Here is a 20,939-nt window from a genome sequence, read left to right on the forward strand (position 1 = left end):
ATGAATACACTTACTTTAGGAGCTTGGTTACAAACTTATGGAGGAATAGGCTTTGCAGTTATTGGGATACTCTTTACAGTTATGCTTGGAGGTATAGGTTCAGCTAAAGGAGTTGGTATGGTGGGTGAATCCGCTACATCACTTATCTCCGAACAGCCAGAAAAATTCGTTCAGGCGCTAGTTCTTCAGTTGCTACCAGGTACACAAGGTCTTTACGGATTCGTTATAGGTTTCTTAATGATGACAAAGATAACTAACAACCTTCCATTAGGTCAAGGACTTTACTACCTTATAGCTGGTTTACTTGTTGGTCTTGTTCAATATTTCTCAGCAATAGCTCAAGCTAGAGTTTCTGTTGGTGGTATCCAAATACTTGCTAAGAAGCCAGAACACAACACTAAGGGTATTATCTACGCTGCAATGGTTGAAACTTATGCATTGCTTGGCTTCGTTATGGGCTTCTTACTAGTTAACAGAGTATTTTAGTTGAGGACGTGATTATATGTCAGTAAAAAATATTACAGATAAAATACTTAGCGATGCTAAGGAAAAATCTGCTGAAATATTAGCTGCTGCAAAACAGGAGGCTGAGACTCTAGTCAACAGTAAAGTTCGTGAGGCATCCTCCCAGGAAGCTCTCCTTATAAAAAAGGCTAAGGAAGAAGCCGAGGCTAAAAAAAGCAGAATACTCCAAAATGCAGAGCTGAGAGTAAGAAATGAAAAGCTTAGTGCTAAGCATGAAGTTATTGAAAAAACCTTTGACTATGCTTTGGAAAATTTAAAGAACCTAAATGGAACGGAATTTATAAGCTTTTTAAAAAATGCAATTAAAGCCTATAAAATAACTGGTGAAGGCTTGCTTCGTGTTAATCCTGGTAGAGCTCAGCTTATAACGCTTCAAGTTCTAAGCGATTTAACAAGACTTACAGGAGCTCATTTAAATCTTGGCGAGCCGCTTTCAGGAAATGTTGATGGATTTATAGTTGAGCAGAGGGGCATTCAAATAAACTGCACCTTTGAATCAATAATTGAATCATTAAAGGAAGATTTAATATTTGATGTTACAAAAATTCTGTTTGAATAGGAGGATGATCCCGTGAAAAGCACAGAATTTGCCTCTATAGTTTCTCTAATAAGAGTATGGGAATCAAAACTCCTTGGCAGAAATCAATATGATAGAATGATTGATTCTGAAAATTTAAGCGAGGCTTTAAAGTTTCTTTCTGAAACACCTTATGGCAGCTTTTTGGAGGGCGATAATTTTGAAACTGCACTAAATGCTGCTGCAAGCAACATGTACAGCGATATAGCCAAAGCAAGCCCTTATAAAATTCTAGTGGATTTTATGAGAGTTAAGTACGACTATCACAATATAAAGGCTTTAGTTAAAGGAAAAATCCTTGAAAAAGACTTCTCTGACATATTAGTTCCTAATGGAATTATAAATATTGATGAGCTTAAAGCGGTTATCAATGGGGCAGCTGTTAAAGAATTTCCTTCTATAATGAATGAAGCCATCGAAGCTGTACTTGCAGACTATGAAGAAACTAAAGACCCTCAAAGAATAGACATTATTTTAGATAAATATATGTTTTCTCATATGAAACGGATTGTAAAAGATATAAACAACGAATTTATAAACAAATACTTAAATGTTTTAATTGATTTAACTAATATAAAAACCTTATTAAGAGTTAAAAAATTAAACAAAGAGGTTGCTTTTTTCAGAGAATTGTTAATTGAAGGCGGAAGTATAGATAAAAAGACCTTTAATGAGCTATACAGCGAGGATCTTGAAGGAATTTCTCACAAGCTTTCCTCTTCAGAATATGGAAATATGCTTAAGGACAGCATGGAATACTATGCAAAAACCGATTCCTTTGCGAGCCTAGAGAAGAATATTGACAATTATCTCATGAACTATATGAAAAAAGCTAAGTTTATAAATCTAGGACCAGAGCCAATTATTGTTTATATGTTTGCTAGAGAAACTGAAATTAGAAACTTAAGAATCATTTTAGTTGGTAAGCTTAACAAGGTTTCTGAAAATCTAGTAAGAGAAAGGCTGCGTGATAGTTATGTATAAGGTTGCAGTTGTTGGAGACAAAGATTCCGTACTGCCTTTCAAGGCAATTGGAATTGAAGTTTTCTCAGTTTCAAGCAGCGAGGAAGCAAGAAAAACAGTAGATACCTTGGCTTACAATGACTATGGAGTAATTTTCATAACTGAACAGGCAGCTGTTGAAATCGAAGAAACAATAGAGCGCTACAATAAAATGATTACTCCATCAATTATCTTAATACCCGGCAATAAGGGAAGCCTTGGAGTTGGTAAAAAACGAGTTAAAGATAATGTTCAAAAAGCTATAGGTATAAATATATTGTAAGAAAGGCGGAACAAGATAAGCATGGGAAGAATAATCAAAGTAGCTGGTCCCTTGGTTGTTGCTGAAGGGATGCAGAGTGCTAATGTATATGACGTTTGTCAAGTTGGCGAGCATGGGCTTATCGGTGAAATCATAGAAATGAGAGGCGACAAGGCTTCTATTCAGGTTTATGAAGAAACCGTTGGTCTTGGCCCTGGAGACCCTGTTGAAACTACAGGCGAGCCTCTTTCAGTAGAGCTTGCTCCTGGACTTATAGAATCCATGTTTGATGGAATACAAAGACCACTTGATGCGTATTTGAAAGCGGCAGACAGCGCCTTCTTTAGAAAAGGGGTTAAGGTAGCTGCCCTAGATAGAGATAAGTTATGGGACTTTAAGCCTGCCCTTAGTGTGGGCGATAGGATATCAGCAGGAATGGTTATTGGAACAGTTCAAGAAACTCCTGTTGTGCTTCATAAAATAATGGTTCCTTACGGAGTTGAGGGAACAGTTAAAGAAATTAAAGCTGGCGAATTTACAATAGAGCAAACTGTTTGCGTAGTTGAGACAGCTATTGGTTTTAAGGAGCTTACAATGCTTCAAAAATGGCCTGTAAGACGTGGAAGACCATACGCTAGCAAGCTTAGCCCAACTGAGCCAATGTTTACTGGTCAAAGAGTTATAGATACTTTCTTCCCTGTTGTTAAAGGCGGAGCAGCATCTGTACCAGGACCTTTCGGAGCTGGTAAAACAGTTGTTCAGCACCAGATAGCAAAATGGGGAGATACTGAAATAGTTGTTTACGTTGGCTGCGGCGAACGTGGAAACGAAATGACAGACGTTCTTATGGAGTTTCCAGAGCTTAAAGACCCTAAGACTGGTGAATCACTAATGAAGAGAACTGTTCTTATAGCAAATACATCAAACATGCCTGTTGCAGCTAGAGAAGCTTCTATATACACAGGTATAACAATAGCAGAATATTTCAGAGACATGGGCTACTCAGTAGCTATAATGGCTGACTCAACATCTAGATGGGCAGAGGCTCTAAGAGAAATGTCCGGAAGACTTGAAGAAATGCCTGGTGAAGAAGGTTACCCAGCATACCTTGGTTCAAGACTTGCTGAGTTCTATGAAAGAGCAGGCAAGGTTATATGCCTTGGTGATGAAACTAGAACTGGAGAAGTAACAGCAATCGGTGCGGTATCCCCTCCTGGTGGAGACCTTTCAGAGCCAGTTACTCAATCGACACTTAGAATAGTTAAAGTATTCTGGGGACTGGATGCACAGCTTGCTTATAGAAGACACTTCCCTTCTATAAACTGGTTAAACTCCTATTCTCTATACCAAGATAAAATTGATGCCTATATAAACGAGCACGCTGCTGCGGATTGGTCAGAGCTTAGAACTGAAGCAATGACACTTCTTCAAGAAGAAGCCAGTCTTGATGAAATAGTTAGACTTGTAGGTATAGATGCCTTATCTGAAAAAGACAGATTAAAGCTTGAAGCTGCAAAGTCTATTCGTGAAGACTATCTTCAGCAAAATGCTTTCCATGAAATTGACACCTACACCTCACTTAATAAGCAGTATAAAATGCTTAAACTTATAGTTTCCTTCTACAGAGAGGGTGAAAGAGCTCTTGAAAAAGGCGTATACCTAAAGAGCATTTTAGACCTTAAAGTTAGAGACAGAATAGCAAGAAGCAAATATACTGCTGAAGAAGAATTAGCTAAGATAGATGCTATACAAGCTGAACTTGTAGAAGCCGTAGATAAACTTATTGAAGAAGGAGGGCTAAAAAAGCATGCTTAAGGAATACAAAACAGTTAGAGAAGTTGTAGGCCCTCTTATGGTTGTAGACGGTGTTGAAGGAGTAAAATACAACGAGCTTGTTGATATTGAACTTCAAACCGGAGAAAAAAGAAGAGGCCAGGTGCTTGAAGTTAACGGCGACAAGGCCATGGTGCAGATCTTTGAAGGTTCTTCTGGAATAAACCTTGCTGAAACCAAGGTTCGCTTCCTTGGAAGACCTCTTCAAATAGGTGTATCAGAAGATATGCTTGGAAGAACCTTTGATGGTATGGGAAGACCAAAGGACAACGGTCCTAAAATACTTCCAGAAAAAAAGCTTGATATAACTGGAGAAGCAATAAACCCTTATGCTAGAGACTATCCATCAGAGTTTATTCAAACTGGTATTTCAGCTATAGACCATCTTAACACACTTGTTAGAGGTCAAAAGCTTCCAGTATTCTCAGCTTCAGGACTTCCACACTCTGAGCTTGCAGCACAGATTGCAAGACAGGCAAAAGTTTTATCCTCTGATTCAAAATTTGCAGTTGTATTTGCAGCTATAGGAATAACCTTCGAAGAAGCTAACTTCTTCATAGATGAATTTAATAGAACAGGTGCTATAGATAGATCTGTTCTGTTCTTAAACCTTGCAAATGACCCAGCCATTGAGAGAATATCAACCCCTAGAATGGCGCTTACAACAGCAGAGTATCTTGCATATGAAAAAGATATGCACGTGCTTGTTATTATGACAGACATGACAAACTACGCTGATGCGCTAAGAGAAATCTCTGCAGCAAGAAAGGAAGTTCCAGGTAGACGTGGATACCCGGGATATCTGTATACAGACCTTGCAACCTTATATGAAAGAGCAGGAAGAATTAAAGGCAAGAAGGGTTCTATAACTCAGATTCCTATCCTTACAATGCCTGAGGATGACAAGACTCACCCAATTCCTGACCTTACTGGTTATATAACAGAAGGACAGATAATTCTTTCTAGAGAGCTTTATAAGAAAGGAATAACTCCTCCAATAGACGTTCTTCCTTCTCTATCAAGACTTAAGGATAAGGGTATAGGCAAAGGAAAGACTCGCGAGGATCATGCTGATACAATGAACCAGCTGTTCTCAGCTTATGCTCAAGGTAAACAGGCAAAAGAGCTTGCTGCAATCCTTGGTGAATCAGCACTTTCAGATACAGATAAGAAGTTTGCTGAGTTTGCTGAAAAGTTTGAGAAGAGATATGTAAATCAAGGCTTCACTACAAATAGAAATATTGAAGAAACTCTTGAGCTTGGATGGGAGCTTCTAAGAATACTTCCAAAGACAGAGCTTAAGAGAATTAGAGATGAGTATTTAGAAAAGTATCTTAACAAAGTAGGTGAGTAACCTTGGCTAAGCTAAATGTAAACCCTACTAGAATGGAGCTTTCAAGGCTTAAGAAAAAGCTTGCTACAGCTGTAAGAGGTCATAAGCTCCTTAAAGATAAGCAGGATGAGCTTGTAAGACAGTTTATAGCCCTTGTTAAGCACAACAATGAACTTAGAGCTAAGGTTGAAGAAAACCTTGATGACACTCTTAAGGAGTTTATGCTCACAAGAGCAATCCTAAGCTCTGAGGTCGTTGAAGAAGCCTTAAGCTTCCCAAAGGAAAGCATATCAGTTGAAATTGATACTAAAAATGTAATGAGCGTTAACGTTCCTGTCATGAAATTTAAGAGAAAGCTTGAAGGTGACGAAGGCAGCATATACCCTTATGGTTTTGCCAATACATCACCAGAGCTTGATCATGTAGTTGGAAGACTTTATAAAACCCTTCCTCTGCTTCTTGAGCTAGCTGAAGTAGAGAAATCCACTCAGCTTATGGCAGATGAAATTGAAAAGACAAGAAGAAGAGTTAATGCTCTTGAATACATGACAATTCCTCAGCTTCAGGAAACCATCAAGTACATTAGAATGAAGCTTGATGAGAATGAAAGAGGAGCCTTAGTAAGACTTATGAAGGTTAAGGACATAATTCAAAAATAGTGCTATCGACTTGTAAGTCAAAATTAAACCAATAAAAAGGTCAGCAGTTTATGGCTGCTGACTTTCTTATTTTATTATTTTTATTATTTTGTTTTTCCTTATAAAACAATTGTAATTACTAAAAATCTTTATTTTTATATATACGCATGGATACCAATAGAGATATAAGTACAATAATACAGGCAACAACGGCTAGAAGCATATTAATTTTCCACTCAGATGCGTTAGCAACCACTGATATAACCTGCTTTACCACTACACTATTAGGATTCTTTTCTGCATATTCTACAATATAGCTAGGAAGAAACATAAAAATCAAAAATAAAATTATATTTGCAAATTTCATTTTAACCATACCATACTTAAAGTAAAGAGGATAAAATACAGCTGCAAAAATACCTCCCCCAACTAATACTGTTATAATATCATTAACTGAAATAAGTCTTGATACCCTTGGAAAACCTGTATAAAAGCCAATTAACCTAAGCAATGCAGAGCATAAAATTCCAAAGGTACCAAAGCAAACAATAGCTAGATACTTTGATATAACTATATCTTCCCGCTTTATTGGAAGGCTGTTAAACACAATATCTGCCTTACTCTTATCATCAAAGCCGCCCGAATAGTTAACAAACAGATAGATTACAGCAAAAGGTGCGACTGTATATATAGCGCCTCCATTTGGCACTATATCACCAAAAGCATAGGCACAAACAATAGTATAGACAATACCATAAAGCAAAGTTTTCTTCTGTACTAAAAATTCCTTTAGAATTAAATTATACATTAAGCATTCCCCCTTACTGTATATACCATAATATCTTCTAAGGTTGGCCTTTCAATTATAACATCTTGATTAAAAAGTCTTTTTACACCATTTACCCTTTTTGTTAAGGCTTCAAATCCAAAGCTGTTTTCTCGTACAGAAATTAGTTCATTTCTTAAATCAAAATCTAAGACTTCCCTCTTTCCTTTAACAATAGCATAGTTATCAAAAATCTCATCCTTAGCTTCTGAAAATATAATCTGACCTTCATTAATAAAAGTTATATAATCAGCTATCCTTTCCAAATCAGTAGTTATATGAGTGGAAAAGAATATACTTACACTTTCATCCTGGATTATGTTATAAAGAATATCTAGAAGCTCTCTTCTAAACACTGGGTCTAATCCCGCTGTTGGCTCATCCATAATTATAAGCTCAGCTTTGTGGGAAAGTGCTATTGCTAATGAGAATTTAACCTTCATTCCTTTGGATAACTCCTTTATTTTCTTGTTCGCTGGCAAATTAAACTCCTTTATATACTTTGAAAAAACATTATTGTCCCAATTTTTATAAAAAGGGGCTATAATACCCTTCATTGCATTAACTGTTAAATCTTCATAATAAAAATTTTCATCATATACAAAGCCAATTCTAGATTTTATTTCTTTTTCATGCTTAATGTTGTCCTTACCAAAAATCTTAATATCTCCGCTATCTCTTTTAATTAAATTCATAATAAGCTTAATAGTAGTACTTTTCCCTGCCCCATTAGGTCCGATAAATCCCATTATATAACCAGGTTTTAAAGAAAAACTTACATTTTTAAGTGAAAATTCTTTATACTGCTTATTTAAATTTTTAAGCTCTAGTATGTTTTCCAATTTAATCCCTCCCCATATTAATTTTCTTCATTAAAAAGTAGTCTAAGCATTTCTTCTAGCTCTGAAATACTTAGTCCAATTAACTTACTCTCTGTAATCACTTCAATCAGCTTACCTTCAAGCTCTTTTAATCTTTTTTCCTTTAGTAGCTCTTTATTTTGTCCTGACACATAAGAACCTTTACCAGGCATTGTTTCTATAAAGCCTTCTCTTTCAAGTTCCTCATAAGCCCGCTTTGTAGTAATAACACTAATTTGAAGTTCCTTTGCCAAAAGACGAATGGAAGGTAGAAGCTCTCCCTCTTCTAATTCACCTTTCATAATTGAGCTTTTGATTTGATTTGTTATTTGCTCATATATAGGTTCGCCGGTTGAATTTGAAATAATAATATTCATAGCTAGCTCCTTCTTCATGGAGTACATACTGTATATGTACTATATATACAGTATATACTCCACATACACAGTTGTCAACAATAGATATAAAAAATTGTAGTATTAAATCTAATACTAAATACAAGCTAACCTTCTCTCAGAATAGATGCACTTCCAAACTTGAAAAGCAGTCCTTTATCACTATTTCTGTCATTTATCTCCTTCTAAATGAATAAGAATAAAAATATATGAATATTTATATATCTTTATTATCAAATTACATTTTAAAAGGGGGTACATTTGATGAAATCTAGAAGATTATTAGGCGCTTTACTGGCAGTTGCACTTACATTTACAAGCGCTATTTCGCTTGCGGGGTGCAACAGTAGTTCCTCTAATAAACCAGAAGAAACAAAACCAACAACTGTAGAAAAGGACAAGGATCAGTATCTGAATTTATTTTTACTAAATCCACTTACCTTAGATCCTAACGATGCTAGAAACACAAGCGAGTTTCAAATAATTACTGAAACTCAAGAAGGCCTTGCAAGAGTGTTTACAGATAAGAGCGGAAATGAAAAATTAGAACCAGCAGGTGCGGAAAAGTGGGAAGTATCCAAAGACGGATTAGTTTGGACCTTTCATATAAGAGATCATAAATGGTCAGACGGAAAGCCAGTTACAGCTCAGCAATATGTTGACTCTATTATAAGGCTTCTAGATCCTGAAAAAGCCTTTTCCTATGCCTTTTTTGCCTATGATATAAAAAATGCTGAAGCTTACTACAATAAGAAAGCAAAAGCTGAAGAGGTTGGAGCAAAAGCAGTAGATGAAAAAACACTTCAAATAACATTGGAGAAACCTGCTCCTCAATTCGAAAAGAAATTAGGTTTTGTTTGCTTGTTCCCAATAAGACTTGACGTTATAAAGGCTGGTGGAGAAACTTGGGCTACAGACCATACTAAGCATGTATTTAATGGTCCATTCATTATAAAAGAATGGGTAAAGGAGCACAGCATAGTTCTTGAGAAAAATCCAAACTACTGGGACGAGAAAAATATAAGCCTTCAAAAGGTTAACATGACTATAGTTGATGAATTTTCAACTCAAGCTCAGCTTTTTGAATCAAAGCAAATGGATGTTATAGAGGCTCAGCAGGAATACTCAGCTAAGTGGAAGGCAATGGCTGATAAGGGCGAGCTACAGTATATACAAAGCAATGTTCCTACTATGAGCTTTGTAGGCTTCAACCAAAAAACAAATGGTGCTTCTGGCATGATGGGAAATGCAAAAATAAGAAAGGCATTATCTCTTTCAATAGACAGAGAGGAATTTGCAAATACACTATATGGTAAAAATTATCCTGGGTACGGTTTAATTCCAAAGGGAATTTCTATTGGAAATGATGAATTCAGAGCTGTTCACAAAGAAGCCCTTAAAGCTGAATATGATCAATATAAAGGTAACAAAGAAAAACTCCAAGGCTTATTTAAAGAAGGTTTAAAGGAACTAGGAAAGAGCGAAGACATAAGCCAAGTAAAATTAATATTTATAACAACAGGAAGTTCAGCCTTAAGTAAGTCAACTCAGGAATATTGGAAGCAAACCTGGGAAAATAAGCTAGGCATAAAAATAGACATGCAAGTTTTTGGAGACTCAAAAACCTTTGCAGCTGCAAGAAATGCAGGTCAGTATGATATTCTCACTAATGGCTGGCATGGAGATTATAACGATCCAATGACTTTTGCAGACTTATGGATAACTAACAGTGGTTTTGCAAAATTCTTCGGTGGATATGGCAGCAAAGAGTATGATGAATTATTTAAGAAGCTGGATGGTGAAGCTGATCTTAAAAAGAGAGATGCACTTTATGCAGAACTTGAAAATCAATTAGTAGTTAAAGATGCTGGTATAGCACCATACATGTATGAAGATTCAAGAAACTTTGTTCACAACTACGTTAAGAATTTAAGCATACCAATGTTTGGTCCTCCTATTGAATTTAGCAGAGCATATACTGCAGGAAGATAAACAATAGCCTTACTATAGTTTATACAGTATTGAACGGATTTTAAAGGCACTATTCAATACTGTATAAACTTAGCAATATATTGCTTGAAATTTAAAACAAGGAGGTACGGTATGGGAAAATATGTTGTAAGAAGATTCTTCGAAATGCTTTTTACTTTGTTTATAGTAGCTACGGCAACTTTCTTTCTGCTGGCTGCAGTTCCTGGTGATCCTCTGGTAGAAAGAGCGGAGAAGCTTCCTCCACAAATAAGAGAAAATCTGTATAAAAAATACGGCTTGAATAAACCACTTTTAGAAAGATATGTTATTACAATGAAAGGTCTGACTAAGGGAGATTTTGGGGAGTCCATTTTGTATCCTGGACAAACAGTACAAAGCATAATAAGAGACAAGCTGCCAGCTTCAGCAAGGCTTGGTCTTCAACAGATGACACTAGGTGTTTCTATAGGCTTGCTGCTTGGGATAATTGCAGCTATGAAGAAAGGTGCCTGGATAGATTATTCCATTGTTACCCTCTCTATCCTTCTTATTTCTATACCACATCTAATCTTTGGACTTGGACTTCAAAAAATACTTGCAGGAAAGCTTGGATTATTCCCTGTAATAGGCTGGCCAAAAGGAAAGGACTTATGGCTTGGAGGGTGGAAATATACCGTTCTTCCTACATTAACAGGCTGCTTCGGATATATAGCTTCCTATGCAAGGCTTTTAAAAACTTCCATGCTGGATGTTGTAAACCAAGATTACATTTTAACTGCAAAATCCAAGGGTTTATCTGAAAAGCAGGTTATACTAAAACACGTACTGAGAAATTCCTTTATACCTGTCATTACAATTCTCCCTATGAGCATAGGTATGTGTATAACCGGATCTTTTTTTATTGAAAGGATTTTTTCCATACCCGGCATTGGAATGTACTATATAAATGCTGTTAACGGAAGAGACTTGCCTATAATAATGGGACAGACAGTGATAATTGCCGCTATGTATATAGGACTAATATTTATTACCGACCTTCTATATACAGTTGTAGATCCAAGAATCAGAGTTCATGGGAAAAATAGATAGGGGGGATAGGCTATGACAGAACTAAATAGTAATATGTTTAAAATCATCGGCTCCGACGATGCTGATTCTAATCTTATAGTAAGGCCCATCATAACCTATTGGCAGGATGCTTGGAGAAGATTAAAAAAGAATCCTACAGCTATAGTTTCTTTAGTTACTCTCGTAATTGTTATCCTTTTAGTTATCATAGGTCCTTATATAAGAGGTTATAATTTTATAACCATAAATCCAACGCAAAAGAATATAGCTCCTAACTCAAAGTACTGGTTCGGAACAGACAATTTAGGCAGAGACTTATTTTCCAGGGTATGGTACGGAGGCAGAACTTCAATAACAGTTGCATTAGTCTGTACGGCTATACAGGTGGTTATTGGGTGCATTTATGGAGGCATTATGGCCTTCTTCGGTGGATGGGTTGATGAGCTTTTAATGAGAATTATTGAAGTTATAAATTCTATTCCCTCCCTTCTTATTACAATATTATTAATGCTGGTTTTAGGCAATGGCATGTTTGCTCTTCTTGTTGCCATGAGTGTAACCTCCTGGTGCGGTATAGCAAGGCAAATAAGAGGGCAAATTCTACAGCTTAGAGAATCAGAATACGTATTTGCTGCGGCCTCTCTTGGAGCCTCCCCTGGAAGAATCATATTTAAGCACTTAATTCCAAATACTATGGGAATATTGTTATTAAATACTGCTTCAAGCATTCCAGGCTATATATTTACAGAAGCAGGCTTAAGCTTTTTAGGAATGGGTCTTCAGCCCCCAAATACGAGCTTAGGAGTTCTTATATCAATAGGGCAGCAAAGCATGGAGTTTTTCCCCTATCAGGTATTTTTCCCATCACTAGTGCTTTGCATAATGGTTCTAGCCTTTAACTTATTAGGTGATGGCTTAAGAGATGCACTTGATCCAAAACTTCGCTAACAGGAGGCCTCACATGAAAAAGGTTACGCTTGGAATAATGGATATAATAAAAGCACTTTCAATAGGAATTTTATCTGGAAGTATAACAGGGCTTATATTCACCTTAATAGGCTTACTGTCCCATAAGGGTATGCTGCTAGACGCTCTGTATGTTGGCAGAGCCTCTATTCTTATTGTTGGCAGCTTAGGGCTTCTGGTTTCATCAGCATTTTTCATAAAAAAGAATGGTGAAACTCCCCTAGAAAATGAAGCTGGATGGAAAAAGCATTTTAAGTCGCTAAGCTTTAGATATGTGCTGCTGATACTTTTTATAGGAATTATTATTACCGGTGGTGTTCTAGACTCTTTAATATACAAGCTGTTTTAAAATAAGAAAACCTATAGTCCACCGAAAAAATAATCGTAGTTATATAGGCTATGGCTTATATAACTACGATTATTTTTATTAATACACTAAATAATTCATCATTTTTCCCACTTCATTACATATTCAGTAAAACCAGAATCCTCATTAGGCTGTTCCTTCACAATGTCAAAGCTGCAGCTTTTATAAAAATTAACTGCGTTAGTGTTTTCCTTATATACGCATAATTCCATACTTGCATATTTATCCTTGCAATAATTAATTAGTTTCTTTCCAACTCCCTGCCCTTGATGCTTCTCTGAAACAAACAATGCTCCTATAAAAGAATCATTAATTATACTTATGAAAGCTTTTACCTCTTCATCTTCTTCATATATAAAGGTTTGAGCAATAGGTAGATATTCATTTTCAACCACCTCATAATTGTTAATCCAATACTTTTCAGGTATAAAGCTATGAGCAGTAATATTGGTTTTAAGCCAAATATCCATAATATCTTTTATATGTGAAACCTCTAGTTTCTTAATCATATTTCATCCCTCTTTCACAAAGATCTTATTTATATATATACAATGCAATAAAATTCTTACATTAATGATGTCATAAAATATCCAGTCCTCAAGGATTTTTAGGACATCATTAATGTATTAGAACTTTCGCATTGTATATATGCTCAAATAATTTACTTTTCAGCAGATATCGCCCAAAGATAGAGAGAAGCCACCGAACCATAGGGAGAATATCTTTTTCTGTACTTCTCAAATCTTTCCTTAGTTAATTCCTTATGGTGATAAAGCATCATCATACCTCTTCTTATGGCTAAATCACCCCAGCTCACTATATTAGGTCTTTGCATTGAAAAAATCATAAGCATCTCAGCTGTCCAAACGCCAATCCCATTTAGAGAAGATAATCTTTTGCACACCTCATCGTCAGGAAGCTCAAAAAGTTCTTCTAGATTAAGCTCTCTACTAATTACAGCTTCAGTTATTCCTTTTATATAGCCTGCTTTTCTCGTAGAAATACCGCATTGCTGTATCTCTTCTATTGAAACTTTGGCAAGCCTTTCAGGAGTAACCTCTCCAAAACGCTCCATTATTCTATTCCATACCGTGCTCGCAGCCTTAGATGAAATCTGCTGAGCTACTATACTTCTTATGAGGGACGTAAATAAATCAGGCATTACCTCCCGTTCTATCCTTCCAATTCTGTCTATAGCTTCAGCCAACCTCTTATCCTTCTTTTTCAAATAATTTATTTCTTTTTCCCCATATTCAAATATTATCATATTTTTACGCTCCTATTGTTGTTTTAATGTACCTCAATAATTATCTCCAGAGAAGCCCGCATAATAGCTCAAACAAGTCAAAAAACACCTTAGGATTTTTACCTGTAAGCTGCTGAATTCTCTCGAGCCTATAGTTTAAAGTATTTCTATGTATATTCATCCTTCGTGCTATTGCATTAATATCTCCATTTTCCTCAAGATAAATCTGCAAAGTTTGTAGCAGCTCAATTTTGTTTCCAGCTGTATCAAGATTAGAAAATAGCGAAACAAACGACTCTTTATTTTTGCTGGATAAGTTTATAAAAAACTCTAATTCTTCATAGCTATATATTTTTGTAAAAGGCTTTAATTTACTACCACATCTCAAGATTAATTCTGCTTTTTCAAGAGCTATAGCAGCATTTTCGTGTTCTTGTCCCAAGGCTATTTTTTCAACATCGCTGCTTTCCTTTAATTTCTCAATTAAGGTACTATAGCTGTAGGTATTCGAAATAAAAAATATAATTTTATTGCACTCCAACTCGCAATAATTGCCAAACTGCTCAGAGAGTGTTTTAAACGTCTTCGTCCTTATATTACCTTCAACAAGTACAACCTTTGTTTTCTTTAAAAGATCAATACCATAATTCTTTGCCTTTTGAATAAAGTCCGTATCATAATCTGTTTTCCTGTGGGCAAGCTCGTTGTAAAACTTCTGTTTATCTAATTTACTATTTTGAATTTCTAAATCCTTCTTTGCCTGCTCAATAAGAAGAACCGCAGTGACACCCACTAGCTTGCTGAACTTTCTAACCTCATCAGGATTACCTGTAATTCCAATTACCCCAATCACCTTATCATTTACAATGATAGGTTCATTAACCCCTGGCTTAACCCCTTCAGCTTCCTGGTATATCTCATTTATAACACCACTCTCAATTGCTCTTATTGCTCCATCATGAATAATCCCAATACGACTTTTATCTCCACTTCCTATTACAATTCCCTTTTCGTCCATAACGTTTATATTATAAGGAATAACCTTCATCATTTCTTCTGCAATTTTTTGTGCAGTCCTTTTTGATAATTTCATCATCTCACACCTACTTGATAAACAATAAATATTTTTTTCATTCTGTTTATCTATACTTATTTAATGATAATAAAAGATATCCGTACAAGCAAGCTTATACGGATATTTTCTACTACAATATATTTATTAATCTTATTATATTTTCTGCAGTCTTTTCAATATTTTCCGGACCTTTTGCTAGAGCTTCTTCTATAGGACTAACACCCTTCATAATTCCGAATATGGCATCAATGCCTTTTTCATATACCGGTTCAATTCCTTCGCCAATTCTACCAGCTAAAGCTATAACAGGCTTATTGTACTTTTTAGCTACAATTGCAACCCCAAGAGGAGTTTTACCATATTGAGTTTGGAAGTCTATACTTCCTTCTCCTGTCCAAACCATATCAGCAGCCTGAACTTTTTCTTCAAGCTTTGAGTACTCTATAACCATATCTATACCCTTCTTAAGAGTACCGTTTAAAAAGGCCATAAGACCAGCACCAAGCCCCCCTGCTGCCCCAGCACCAGGAGTTTCTAAAACATCTTTGCCAAGCTGTTCTTTTATAACTGACGCATAATGACTTAAATTATTATCTAAAGCTTCAACCATTTCAGGAGTAGCACCCTTTTGCGGTCCAAACACTCTTGATGCTCCTTTTTCTCCACAAAGTGGATTTGTAACGTCGCAGGCAACTTCTATGGAGACTTCCTTTAGTCTTGCATCAAAACTTGATAAATCTATCTTTGCTACCTTCCCTAGTTCTCCACCCCCAAAGCCAATTTCTTTTCCTTCCTTGTCTAGAAGCATTCCGCCTAATGCTTGAACAACCCCAACACCACCGTCATTAGTGGCACTTCCGCCTATTCCTATTAAAAGCTTTTTAACTCCATGATCTAGACAAGCTTTAATTAACTGACCCGTACCATAAGTTGTTGTTATTAAAGGGTTTCTTATTTCAGGCGGAACCAAATGAATTCCACTTGCGCTGGCCATTTCAAGTATTCCAGTTTCACCGTCGCCAAGAATACCATACTTCGCTTCTACTTCATTGCCAAGCGGTCCAACTACCTTTAGTGAATATACTTTACCTTCAGTTGCATCTACTAAAGACTGCATAGTTCCTTCTCCACCATCAGCCATTGGTACATGTATGCAAGTTATGCTGCTGCTAGCCTTTTTTATCCCTTTTTCCATAGCCTCGCAAGCCTCTTTTGCAGTCATGCTTTCCTTAAAGGAATCCGGCGCCAATACAATAACAAAATCTTTTTTCATTGCTTATCCCCCCTATATTTATAGAAAGATTACTATTTTCCTGCCTTATATAATACATAATAATATTTTTATTATATTACTAATACTGTCTATTTAATGTATTTTTTTGTTCAAATGCACAATTTTAAATTTAGAAACAAAAACAACTGCAGATTTTTTTCTACAGTTGTTTTTGTTTCTAACAGTTATCGGCTTTTCACAGACTGTTTGTTTGAGCTTTGTGCTTGCTGCTGATTATTTTGGATACTTTCCAAAGATGCCTGCTGAGCTGCAATAACCAGCATAAGTGCCCCTACAGCAGTAATAAAATTTCCAAGCACATTTACTTCATCCGCTGTTCTATCGCTTGAAAGTATCAAAGCAACAGCATTAGCAAGTATAGTAAGCTCACCTGGAGAAACAGAGTTCGTAAATCCCATTTAGCCTCAATCCTTGAATTAACTTGTTATAATATATTAAATGCAAAATGGTGCATATTTGTTAATCCAACAAAAATCTATAATTTACTTTAATTTTATAGATTTATATATAAAATATGCTATTGTGCCAAATATAACGCTTAGTTCCACAAATATAAAAGCCGGCCCCATTGGAAAGTGATTATTAAAAGCTCCCTGAATAATGCTCCATTGGAGATATACAAACAAATAGACCAATTCAGCTTTTAAAAAAATTATCATCTTTCTTGCATTTTTATATTGAGCTTCTACATTTTTTTCCGTTATTTCTCTAGCATAACTATATATCTCTGGATACTTTTCCAAGAGAGATAGTAAAGAGTATAAAATCATTAATATTATCGGTATTGGCAGCAGAGTGCCGCGCCCACCCCATCCATCTGGATTTCCCTCAATGTTAAAATGTGTTGCAAACCTAACCGGCAGCTTGCTCCAATAAACAGCTGGCAAAATCACGTTTATGATTATTCCTAAAGCTGCAACAATTTCAATCAGCTTTTCCAATCTAGTAAACGGTATTTTAAGTTTAGGATTTTTATACCCATTTACATTATACATTTTTTAATCCCCCATCTGTAATATTATATTAATATATTACCATACGTTGAATATATTTACAAAATACATTCCTTACATATTTCTTACTCTATAGTCTTTATACCTTAAAATAAATACCGCTGGCTTAATCTAAACAGCGGTATTAAAACATATATCTATTAATTTATATAACAGCTACTTCTCCCTCAAAGCTATGTCGGTTCATATCCTTGTTAAGCTTACATATAATTTTTCTTATACTATCCTCAGACAAGTTATATTTACTTACAAGCTCATATACTGTAAAGCCTTCTTTATAAAATCTGTATATTTCAGCATTTCTTTTCTTAATGCTTTCTCTAGTCCCATTATTTTCGCCCCAACCCTTTCTCTCCGTATCTAAGGTTGGTATATAAACTAATTCACCCTGTATATATTTCTGAAGCTCCTTCAGTAACTCCGCAGGTAAAATTTCCTTTCCGTTTTTGTACTGCAATTGTTTGCCCTCCCTAAACTCACTACTTCACCTTTATTTACTACCTCATAAAATCCCTTAAAAACTTGATTAATCATTATTACTCCTCCTTTTTGTCGGAGCACGGAGCAATTAAAGATTGCTCGTTAAAGTCCATTCAGGACTTTAACCTCCTTATAAATATTTAAATATTTAAACATATAAATATATGTTTATTTAACAACGCAAAAGTCCCGCAGAAGGTAACCATCTGCGGGATAAATAACTTGCAGCTTTACTACAAGATTATCTTTAAAAAAAGACATTAAAAAAACAGGACATCTTCCTGCTGTTTCATAAAATCATATACGAAAATTCAGATGATGGTTAATATTTTACCCAATATTTAGTTAGTAATCGTAAACCTCTAGTATTGTAATCATTATTAACCCCACCTCTCATCACATCTTGTTTCTTGAATAATTTTCCTCTAATTATATAATATAGAAACATACTATTATTGTCAACCATAAATATTCACCTCTATAAATCCCTCTGTTAAAGAGGAGGTTTTTAGGCCTCCTCAGCTTATACTTTGTATTTAGGCTCTAAGCCACCTCTTAGTTATGATCAAAACAATCAACTCCTTTACTACCATATTGACCGGTCAAGTTTATTATCCCATAAATATCCTTTTACTCTCAAGGTAAAGAATAGTTATAATTAATTTTTCCCAAAAAAATCAGCTCTTCTATCTGAAGAGCTGACTATAAGTCTTAGTGCTTTTTATAAAGTTTTGTTTTCTATTTCTTCTCTGATTTTTGAAATAAACTCATATAATACAAAGCTGCCCTCATCGCCTTTTCTGCTTCTAACAGAAATAGTAGCCTCCTGCTGCTCTTTCTCCCCAAGGATAATCATATAAGGTACTCTTTCATTTCTTGCTTCTCTAATCTTGTAGCCTATCTTTTCCGCTCTGTCATCAAGCTCAACTCTAATACCTTTATCCTTAAGTACTTTAATTACGCTTTCAGCATAGGAGTTGAACCTATCGGAAATAGGAAGTACCTTAACCTGAACTGGAGCTATCCAAGCTGGGAATTTACCTGCAAAGTGTTCTATCAATATTCCAATAAAGCGTTCAATACTTCCAAATATAACTCTGTGAATTACTATAGGTCTATGCTTTTCTCCATCTCTTCCTATATAGTTTAAATCAAATCTTTGAGGAAGCTGGAAATCTAATTGAATAGTTCCACACTGCCAAGTTCTTCCTAAGCTATCTTCAAGATGAAAGTCTATCTTTGGACCATAGAAAGCGCCATCGCCAGGATTTAATTTAAAAGGCATTCCTATATCCTCAAGCGCTCCTTGAAGTGCTTCCTCAGCCATCTTCCATTCCTCATCAGTTCCCATTGAGTTTTCTGGTCTAGTTGAAAGCTCTACGCTGTACTTAAAGCCAAATCTTCCATAAACCTCATCTATAAGCTTAACTACTCCTTTAATCTCATCCTTAATCTGCTCAGGAAGCATAAATATATGAGCATCATCCTGTGTAAAGGCTCTAACTCTCATTAGTCCATGAAGTGCTCCAGACAGTTCATGTCTGTGAACCCTTCCAAGTTCTCCTGCTCTTATAGGCAAATCTCTATAGGAATGAGTTTCTGATTTATAAACAAGCATTCCCCCTGGACAGTTCATTGGCTTTATTGCATATTCTTCCTCATCTATATTGACAGTGTACATATTTTCCTTATAGTGATACCAATGTCCTGAAGTTTCCCACAGCTGTTTATTTAGTATGATTGGAGTTTCTATTTCAACATAGCCAGCTTTTCTATGAAGCTCTCTCCAGTAATCTATAAGAATATTTTTCAGAACCATTCCCTTAGGTAGGAAAAATGGGAAACCCGGTCCTTCCTCCATAAGTGCAAATAACTTAAGCTCTTTTCCAAGCTTTCTGTGATCTCTTTTTTTAGCTTCTTCAAGCATATTTAAATATTCGTCAAGCTCACTCTTCTTAGCAAAGGCTGTTCCGTATATTCTTTGAAGCATTTTATTTTTTTCGCTGCCTCTCCAATAGGCACCTGCAACTGATAAAAGCTTTATAGCTTTAACCTTGCCAGTTGAAAGCACATGTGGGCCGGCACATAAATCTATAAACTCTCCTTGTCTAAAAAAGCTTAATTCTTCGTCCTCTGGCAAATCATTAATAAGCTCTATTTTATATTTTTCACTACTTTCTTCCATAAGCTTTAAGGCTTCTTCTCTTGAAAGTACGGAGCGTTCAAGCTTCAAGTCCTCTTTAACAATTTTCATCATTTCTTCTTCAATCTTCTCAAGCATCTCAGAAGTAAATGGTTCATCTATATCAAAATCGTAATAGAAACCAGTATCTATTGCAGGTCCTATAGTTAATTGTGCTTCTGGGTATAATCTCTTTACAGCCTGAGCAAGTATATGAGCAGCAGTATGTCTTAACGCTCTTCTTCCATCTTCCTCGTTTGCAGCACTTACAACACTTCCATCTTTTAATATAACCTTTAACATTTTAAACCCTCCTGTATTCCTTTATAGTACGTGTCAATTATTAATTGTCACGCCTCCTGTATTCCTTTATAGTACGTAATAATTATTAATTATTACGCCTCCTGTATTCTTTAATAATACATAACAACTACAAATTGTTAACTTTTTTTATTGTTAACTTTTTATATTTTTATAAATTTATCTTTTTGTAAAATTTGAAAAATAAAAAAACTCGTCTCATGCCTAAACATGGGACGAGTTAACTCGCGGTTCCACCCAAATTACAGGTATAGCAAATAAAGCATTGCCCAAATTTAAAATGCAATCTAAAATAAAAAAACTCCTCCCTAAGCAAGGGACGAGATTATCGCGATTCCACCCAAATTACAGCAAATAAATTACTATCACTGTCACTCAAAACCAATAACGCTGGCAAACGGATAAGCTTATATCCTTATGGGACTTCAGCCTTCAACTCAGAGGTGGTTTTCAATAACACTTATTTTAAGAAGCCTTTCAGCCGGTGGGCTCCTCTCTCTGTTAAACAGTTGTTTATCTACTCTTCCTCTTCACAGTCTTTATTTATTGATATTATATTCCCCTAAAACAATATTGTCAATACTATATTAAAAATTTTCTTAAAATTAGAATTTTGTCATTTCTTATCAATAAATATTTGTACTCCAATTACCTCTTTAAATATTCTACTAACACATGTTTTATGCTAGAATAATATGTAAACAC

At 35.5% G+C, this 20,939-nt stretch carries 22 protein-coding genes and 1 other annotated feature; of the genes, 11 read left to right on the forward strand and 11 right to left on the reverse strand.

The genetic code is table 11. The annotated features are described in order from the left end of the window. The 7 genes from NBE98_RS11745 to NBE98_RS11775 are packed head-to-tail and all read left to right on the forward strand — an operon-like array spanning nt 1 to nt 6,191. Nucleotides 1–486 (forward strand): V-type ATP synthase subunit K, encoded by a 486-nt coding sequence (locus tag NBE98_RS11745; protein WP_250815176.1) that lies wholly within the window; start codon nt 1–3, stop codon nt 484–486. A gap of 16 nt (nt 487–502) precedes the next feature. Next, on the forward strand, nt 503–1,084 hold the full coding sequence (locus tag NBE98_RS11750; RefSeq protein ID WP_250815177.1) for a V-type ATP synthase subunit E: 582 nt from the start codon (nt 503–505) through the stop codon (nt 1,082–1,084). A 12-nt stretch (nt 1,085–1,096) separates the two neighbouring features. Beyond that, a complete protein-coding gene (locus tag NBE98_RS11755) occupies nt 1,097–2,086 on the forward strand; it encodes a V-type ATP synthase subunit C (RefSeq protein WP_250815178.1) in 990 nt (329 codons plus the stop codon). Beyond that, nucleotides 2,079–2,387 (forward strand): V-type ATP synthase subunit F, encoded by a 309-nt coding sequence (locus NBE98_RS11760; RefSeq protein ID WP_250817559.1) that lies wholly within the window; start codon nt 2,079–2,081, stop codon nt 2,385–2,387. The genes NBE98_RS11755 and NBE98_RS11760 overlap by 8 nt, the downstream gene beginning before the upstream one ends. 21 nt (nt 2,388–2,408) lie before the next feature. Further along, nucleotides 2,409–4,181, forward strand: a complete 1,773-nt coding sequence (locus NBE98_RS11765; RefSeq protein WP_284703633.1) for a V-type ATP synthase subunit A — start codon at nt 2,409–2,411, stop codon at nt 4,179–4,181. Further along, nucleotides 4,174–5,553: a V-type ATP synthase subunit B gene (locus tag NBE98_RS11770; RefSeq protein WP_250815179.1), complete on the forward strand. Its 1,380-nt coding sequence runs from the start codon at nt 4,174–4,176 to the stop codon at nt 5,551–5,553. The genes NBE98_RS11765 and NBE98_RS11770 overlap by 8 nt, the downstream gene beginning before the upstream one ends. Before the next feature lie 2 nt (nt 5,554–5,555). After that, nucleotides 5,556–6,191, forward strand: coding sequence for a V-type ATP synthase subunit D (locus NBE98_RS11775; RefSeq protein WP_250815180.1), 636 nt, complete (start codon nt 5,556–5,558; stop codon nt 6,189–6,191). 118 nt (nt 6,192–6,309) lie between these two features. On the opposite strand, the gene NBE98_RS11780 is transcribed toward NBE98_RS11775, so the two are convergent. Genes NBE98_RS11780 through NBE98_RS11790 form a run of 3 tightly spaced genes read right to left on the reverse strand, consistent with a single transcriptional unit; the run spans nt 6,310 to nt 8,233 of the window. After that, on the reverse strand, nt 6,310–6,978 hold the full coding sequence (locus tag NBE98_RS11780) for an ABC-2 transporter permease (RefSeq protein ID WP_250815181.1): 669 nt from the start codon (nt 6,976–6,978) through the stop codon (nt 6,310–6,312). Next, the gene (locus NBE98_RS11785; RefSeq protein WP_250815182.1) at nt 6,978–7,838 is read right to left on the reverse strand and encodes an ABC transporter ATP-binding protein; all 861 of its coding nucleotides are present in this window, start codon (nt 7,836–7,838) and stop codon (nt 6,978–6,980) included. The genes NBE98_RS11780 and NBE98_RS11785 overlap by 1 nt, the downstream gene beginning before the upstream one ends. Nucleotides 7,839–7,855: 17 nt before the next feature. After that, on the reverse strand, nt 7,856–8,233 hold the full coding sequence (locus tag NBE98_RS11790) for a GntR family transcriptional regulator (RefSeq protein ID WP_250815183.1): 378 nt from the start codon (nt 8,231–8,233) through the stop codon (nt 7,856–7,858). A 282-nt stretch (nt 8,234–8,515) separates the two neighbouring features. Between NBE98_RS11790 and NBE98_RS11795 the strand changes: the two genes are divergently transcribed. From NBE98_RS11795 to NBE98_RS11810, 4 genes are all read left to right on the forward strand, one after another. Then, nucleotides 8,516–10,243: a peptide ABC transporter substrate-binding protein gene (locus NBE98_RS11795; RefSeq protein WP_250815184.1), complete on the forward strand. Its 1,728-nt coding sequence runs from the start codon at nt 8,516–8,518 to the stop codon at nt 10,241–10,243. Nucleotides 10,244–10,354: 111 nt separating this feature from the next. Beyond that, nucleotides 10,355–11,311, forward strand: a complete 957-nt coding sequence (locus tag NBE98_RS11800; protein WP_250815185.1) for an ABC transporter permease — start codon at nt 10,355–10,357, stop codon at nt 11,309–11,311. Between the two features lie 12 nt (nt 11,312–11,323). Next, nucleotides 11,324–12,238, forward strand: coding sequence for an ABC transporter permease (locus tag NBE98_RS11805; protein WP_250815186.1), 915 nt, complete (start codon nt 11,324–11,326; stop codon nt 12,236–12,238). Nucleotides 12,239–12,251: 13 nt separating this feature from the next. Then, nucleotides 12,252–12,605 carry a hypothetical protein gene (locus NBE98_RS11810; RefSeq protein ID WP_250815187.1) on the forward strand — a complete coding sequence of 118 codons (354 nt, stop codon included), beginning with the start codon at nt 12,252–12,254 and terminating at the stop codon, nt 12,603–12,605. A 98-nt stretch (nt 12,606–12,703) separates the two neighbouring features. Here NBE98_RS11810 and NBE98_RS11815 read toward each other — a convergent pair whose 3' ends face one another. The 8 genes from NBE98_RS11815 to thrS all read right to left on the reverse strand — a co-directional run bounded on the left by NBE98_RS11815 (nt 12,704) and on the right by thrS (nt 20,216). After that, nucleotides 12,704–13,132 (reverse strand): N-acetyltransferase, encoded by a 429-nt coding sequence (locus NBE98_RS11815; RefSeq protein ID WP_250815188.1) that lies wholly within the window; start codon nt 13,130–13,132, stop codon nt 12,704–12,706. Between the two features lie 152 nt (nt 13,133–13,284). Then, nucleotides 13,285–13,890 carry a DNA-3-methyladenine glycosylase family protein gene (locus tag NBE98_RS11820; RefSeq protein ID WP_250815189.1) on the reverse strand — a complete coding sequence of 202 codons (606 nt, stop codon included), beginning with the start codon at nt 13,888–13,890 and terminating at the stop codon, nt 13,285–13,287. A 40-nt stretch (nt 13,891–13,930) separates the two neighbouring features. Beyond that, nucleotides 13,931–14,965: a CdaR family transcriptional regulator gene (locus NBE98_RS11825; protein WP_250815190.1), complete on the reverse strand. Its 1,035-nt coding sequence runs from the start codon at nt 14,963–14,965 to the stop codon at nt 13,931–13,933. 109 nt (nt 14,966–15,074) lie between these two features. Beyond that, on the reverse strand, nt 15,075–16,217 hold the full coding sequence (locus NBE98_RS11830) for a glycerate kinase family protein (protein ID WP_250815191.1): 1,143 nt from the start codon (nt 16,215–16,217) through the stop codon (nt 15,075–15,077). 185 nt (nt 16,218–16,402) lie between these two features. Next, complete coding sequence (locus NBE98_RS11835; protein ID WP_250815192.1) at nt 16,403–16,636, reverse strand: hypothetical protein; 234 nt, start codon at nt 16,634–16,636, stop codon at nt 16,403–16,405. An 84-nt stretch (nt 16,637–16,720) separates the two neighbouring features. Then, nucleotides 16,721–17,233 (reverse strand): DUF1648 domain-containing protein, encoded by a 513-nt coding sequence (locus NBE98_RS11840; protein WP_250815193.1) that lies wholly within the window; start codon nt 17,231–17,233, stop codon nt 16,721–16,723. A 163-nt stretch (nt 17,234–17,396) separates the two neighbouring features. After that, nucleotides 17,397–17,708: a CD3324 family protein gene (locus NBE98_RS11845; protein WP_250815194.1), complete on the reverse strand. Its 312-nt coding sequence runs from the start codon at nt 17,706–17,708 to the stop codon at nt 17,397–17,399. A 744-nt stretch (nt 17,709–18,452) separates the two neighbouring features. After that, nucleotides 18,453–20,216: a threonine--tRNA ligase gene (thrS, locus tag NBE98_RS11850; RefSeq protein WP_250815195.1), complete on the reverse strand. Its 1,764-nt coding sequence runs from the start codon at nt 20,214–20,216 to the stop codon at nt 18,453–18,455. 330 nt (nt 20,217–20,546) lie between these two features. Continuing rightward, nucleotides 20,547–20,777, reverse strand: a binding site (T-box leader). Nucleotides 20,778–20,939: the final 162 nt, after the last annotated feature.

This window comes from Clostridium swellfunianum, assembly GCF_023656515.1.
GTDB lineage: Bacteria > Bacillota > Clostridia > Clostridiales > Clostridiaceae > Clostridium_AT > Clostridium_AT swellfunianum.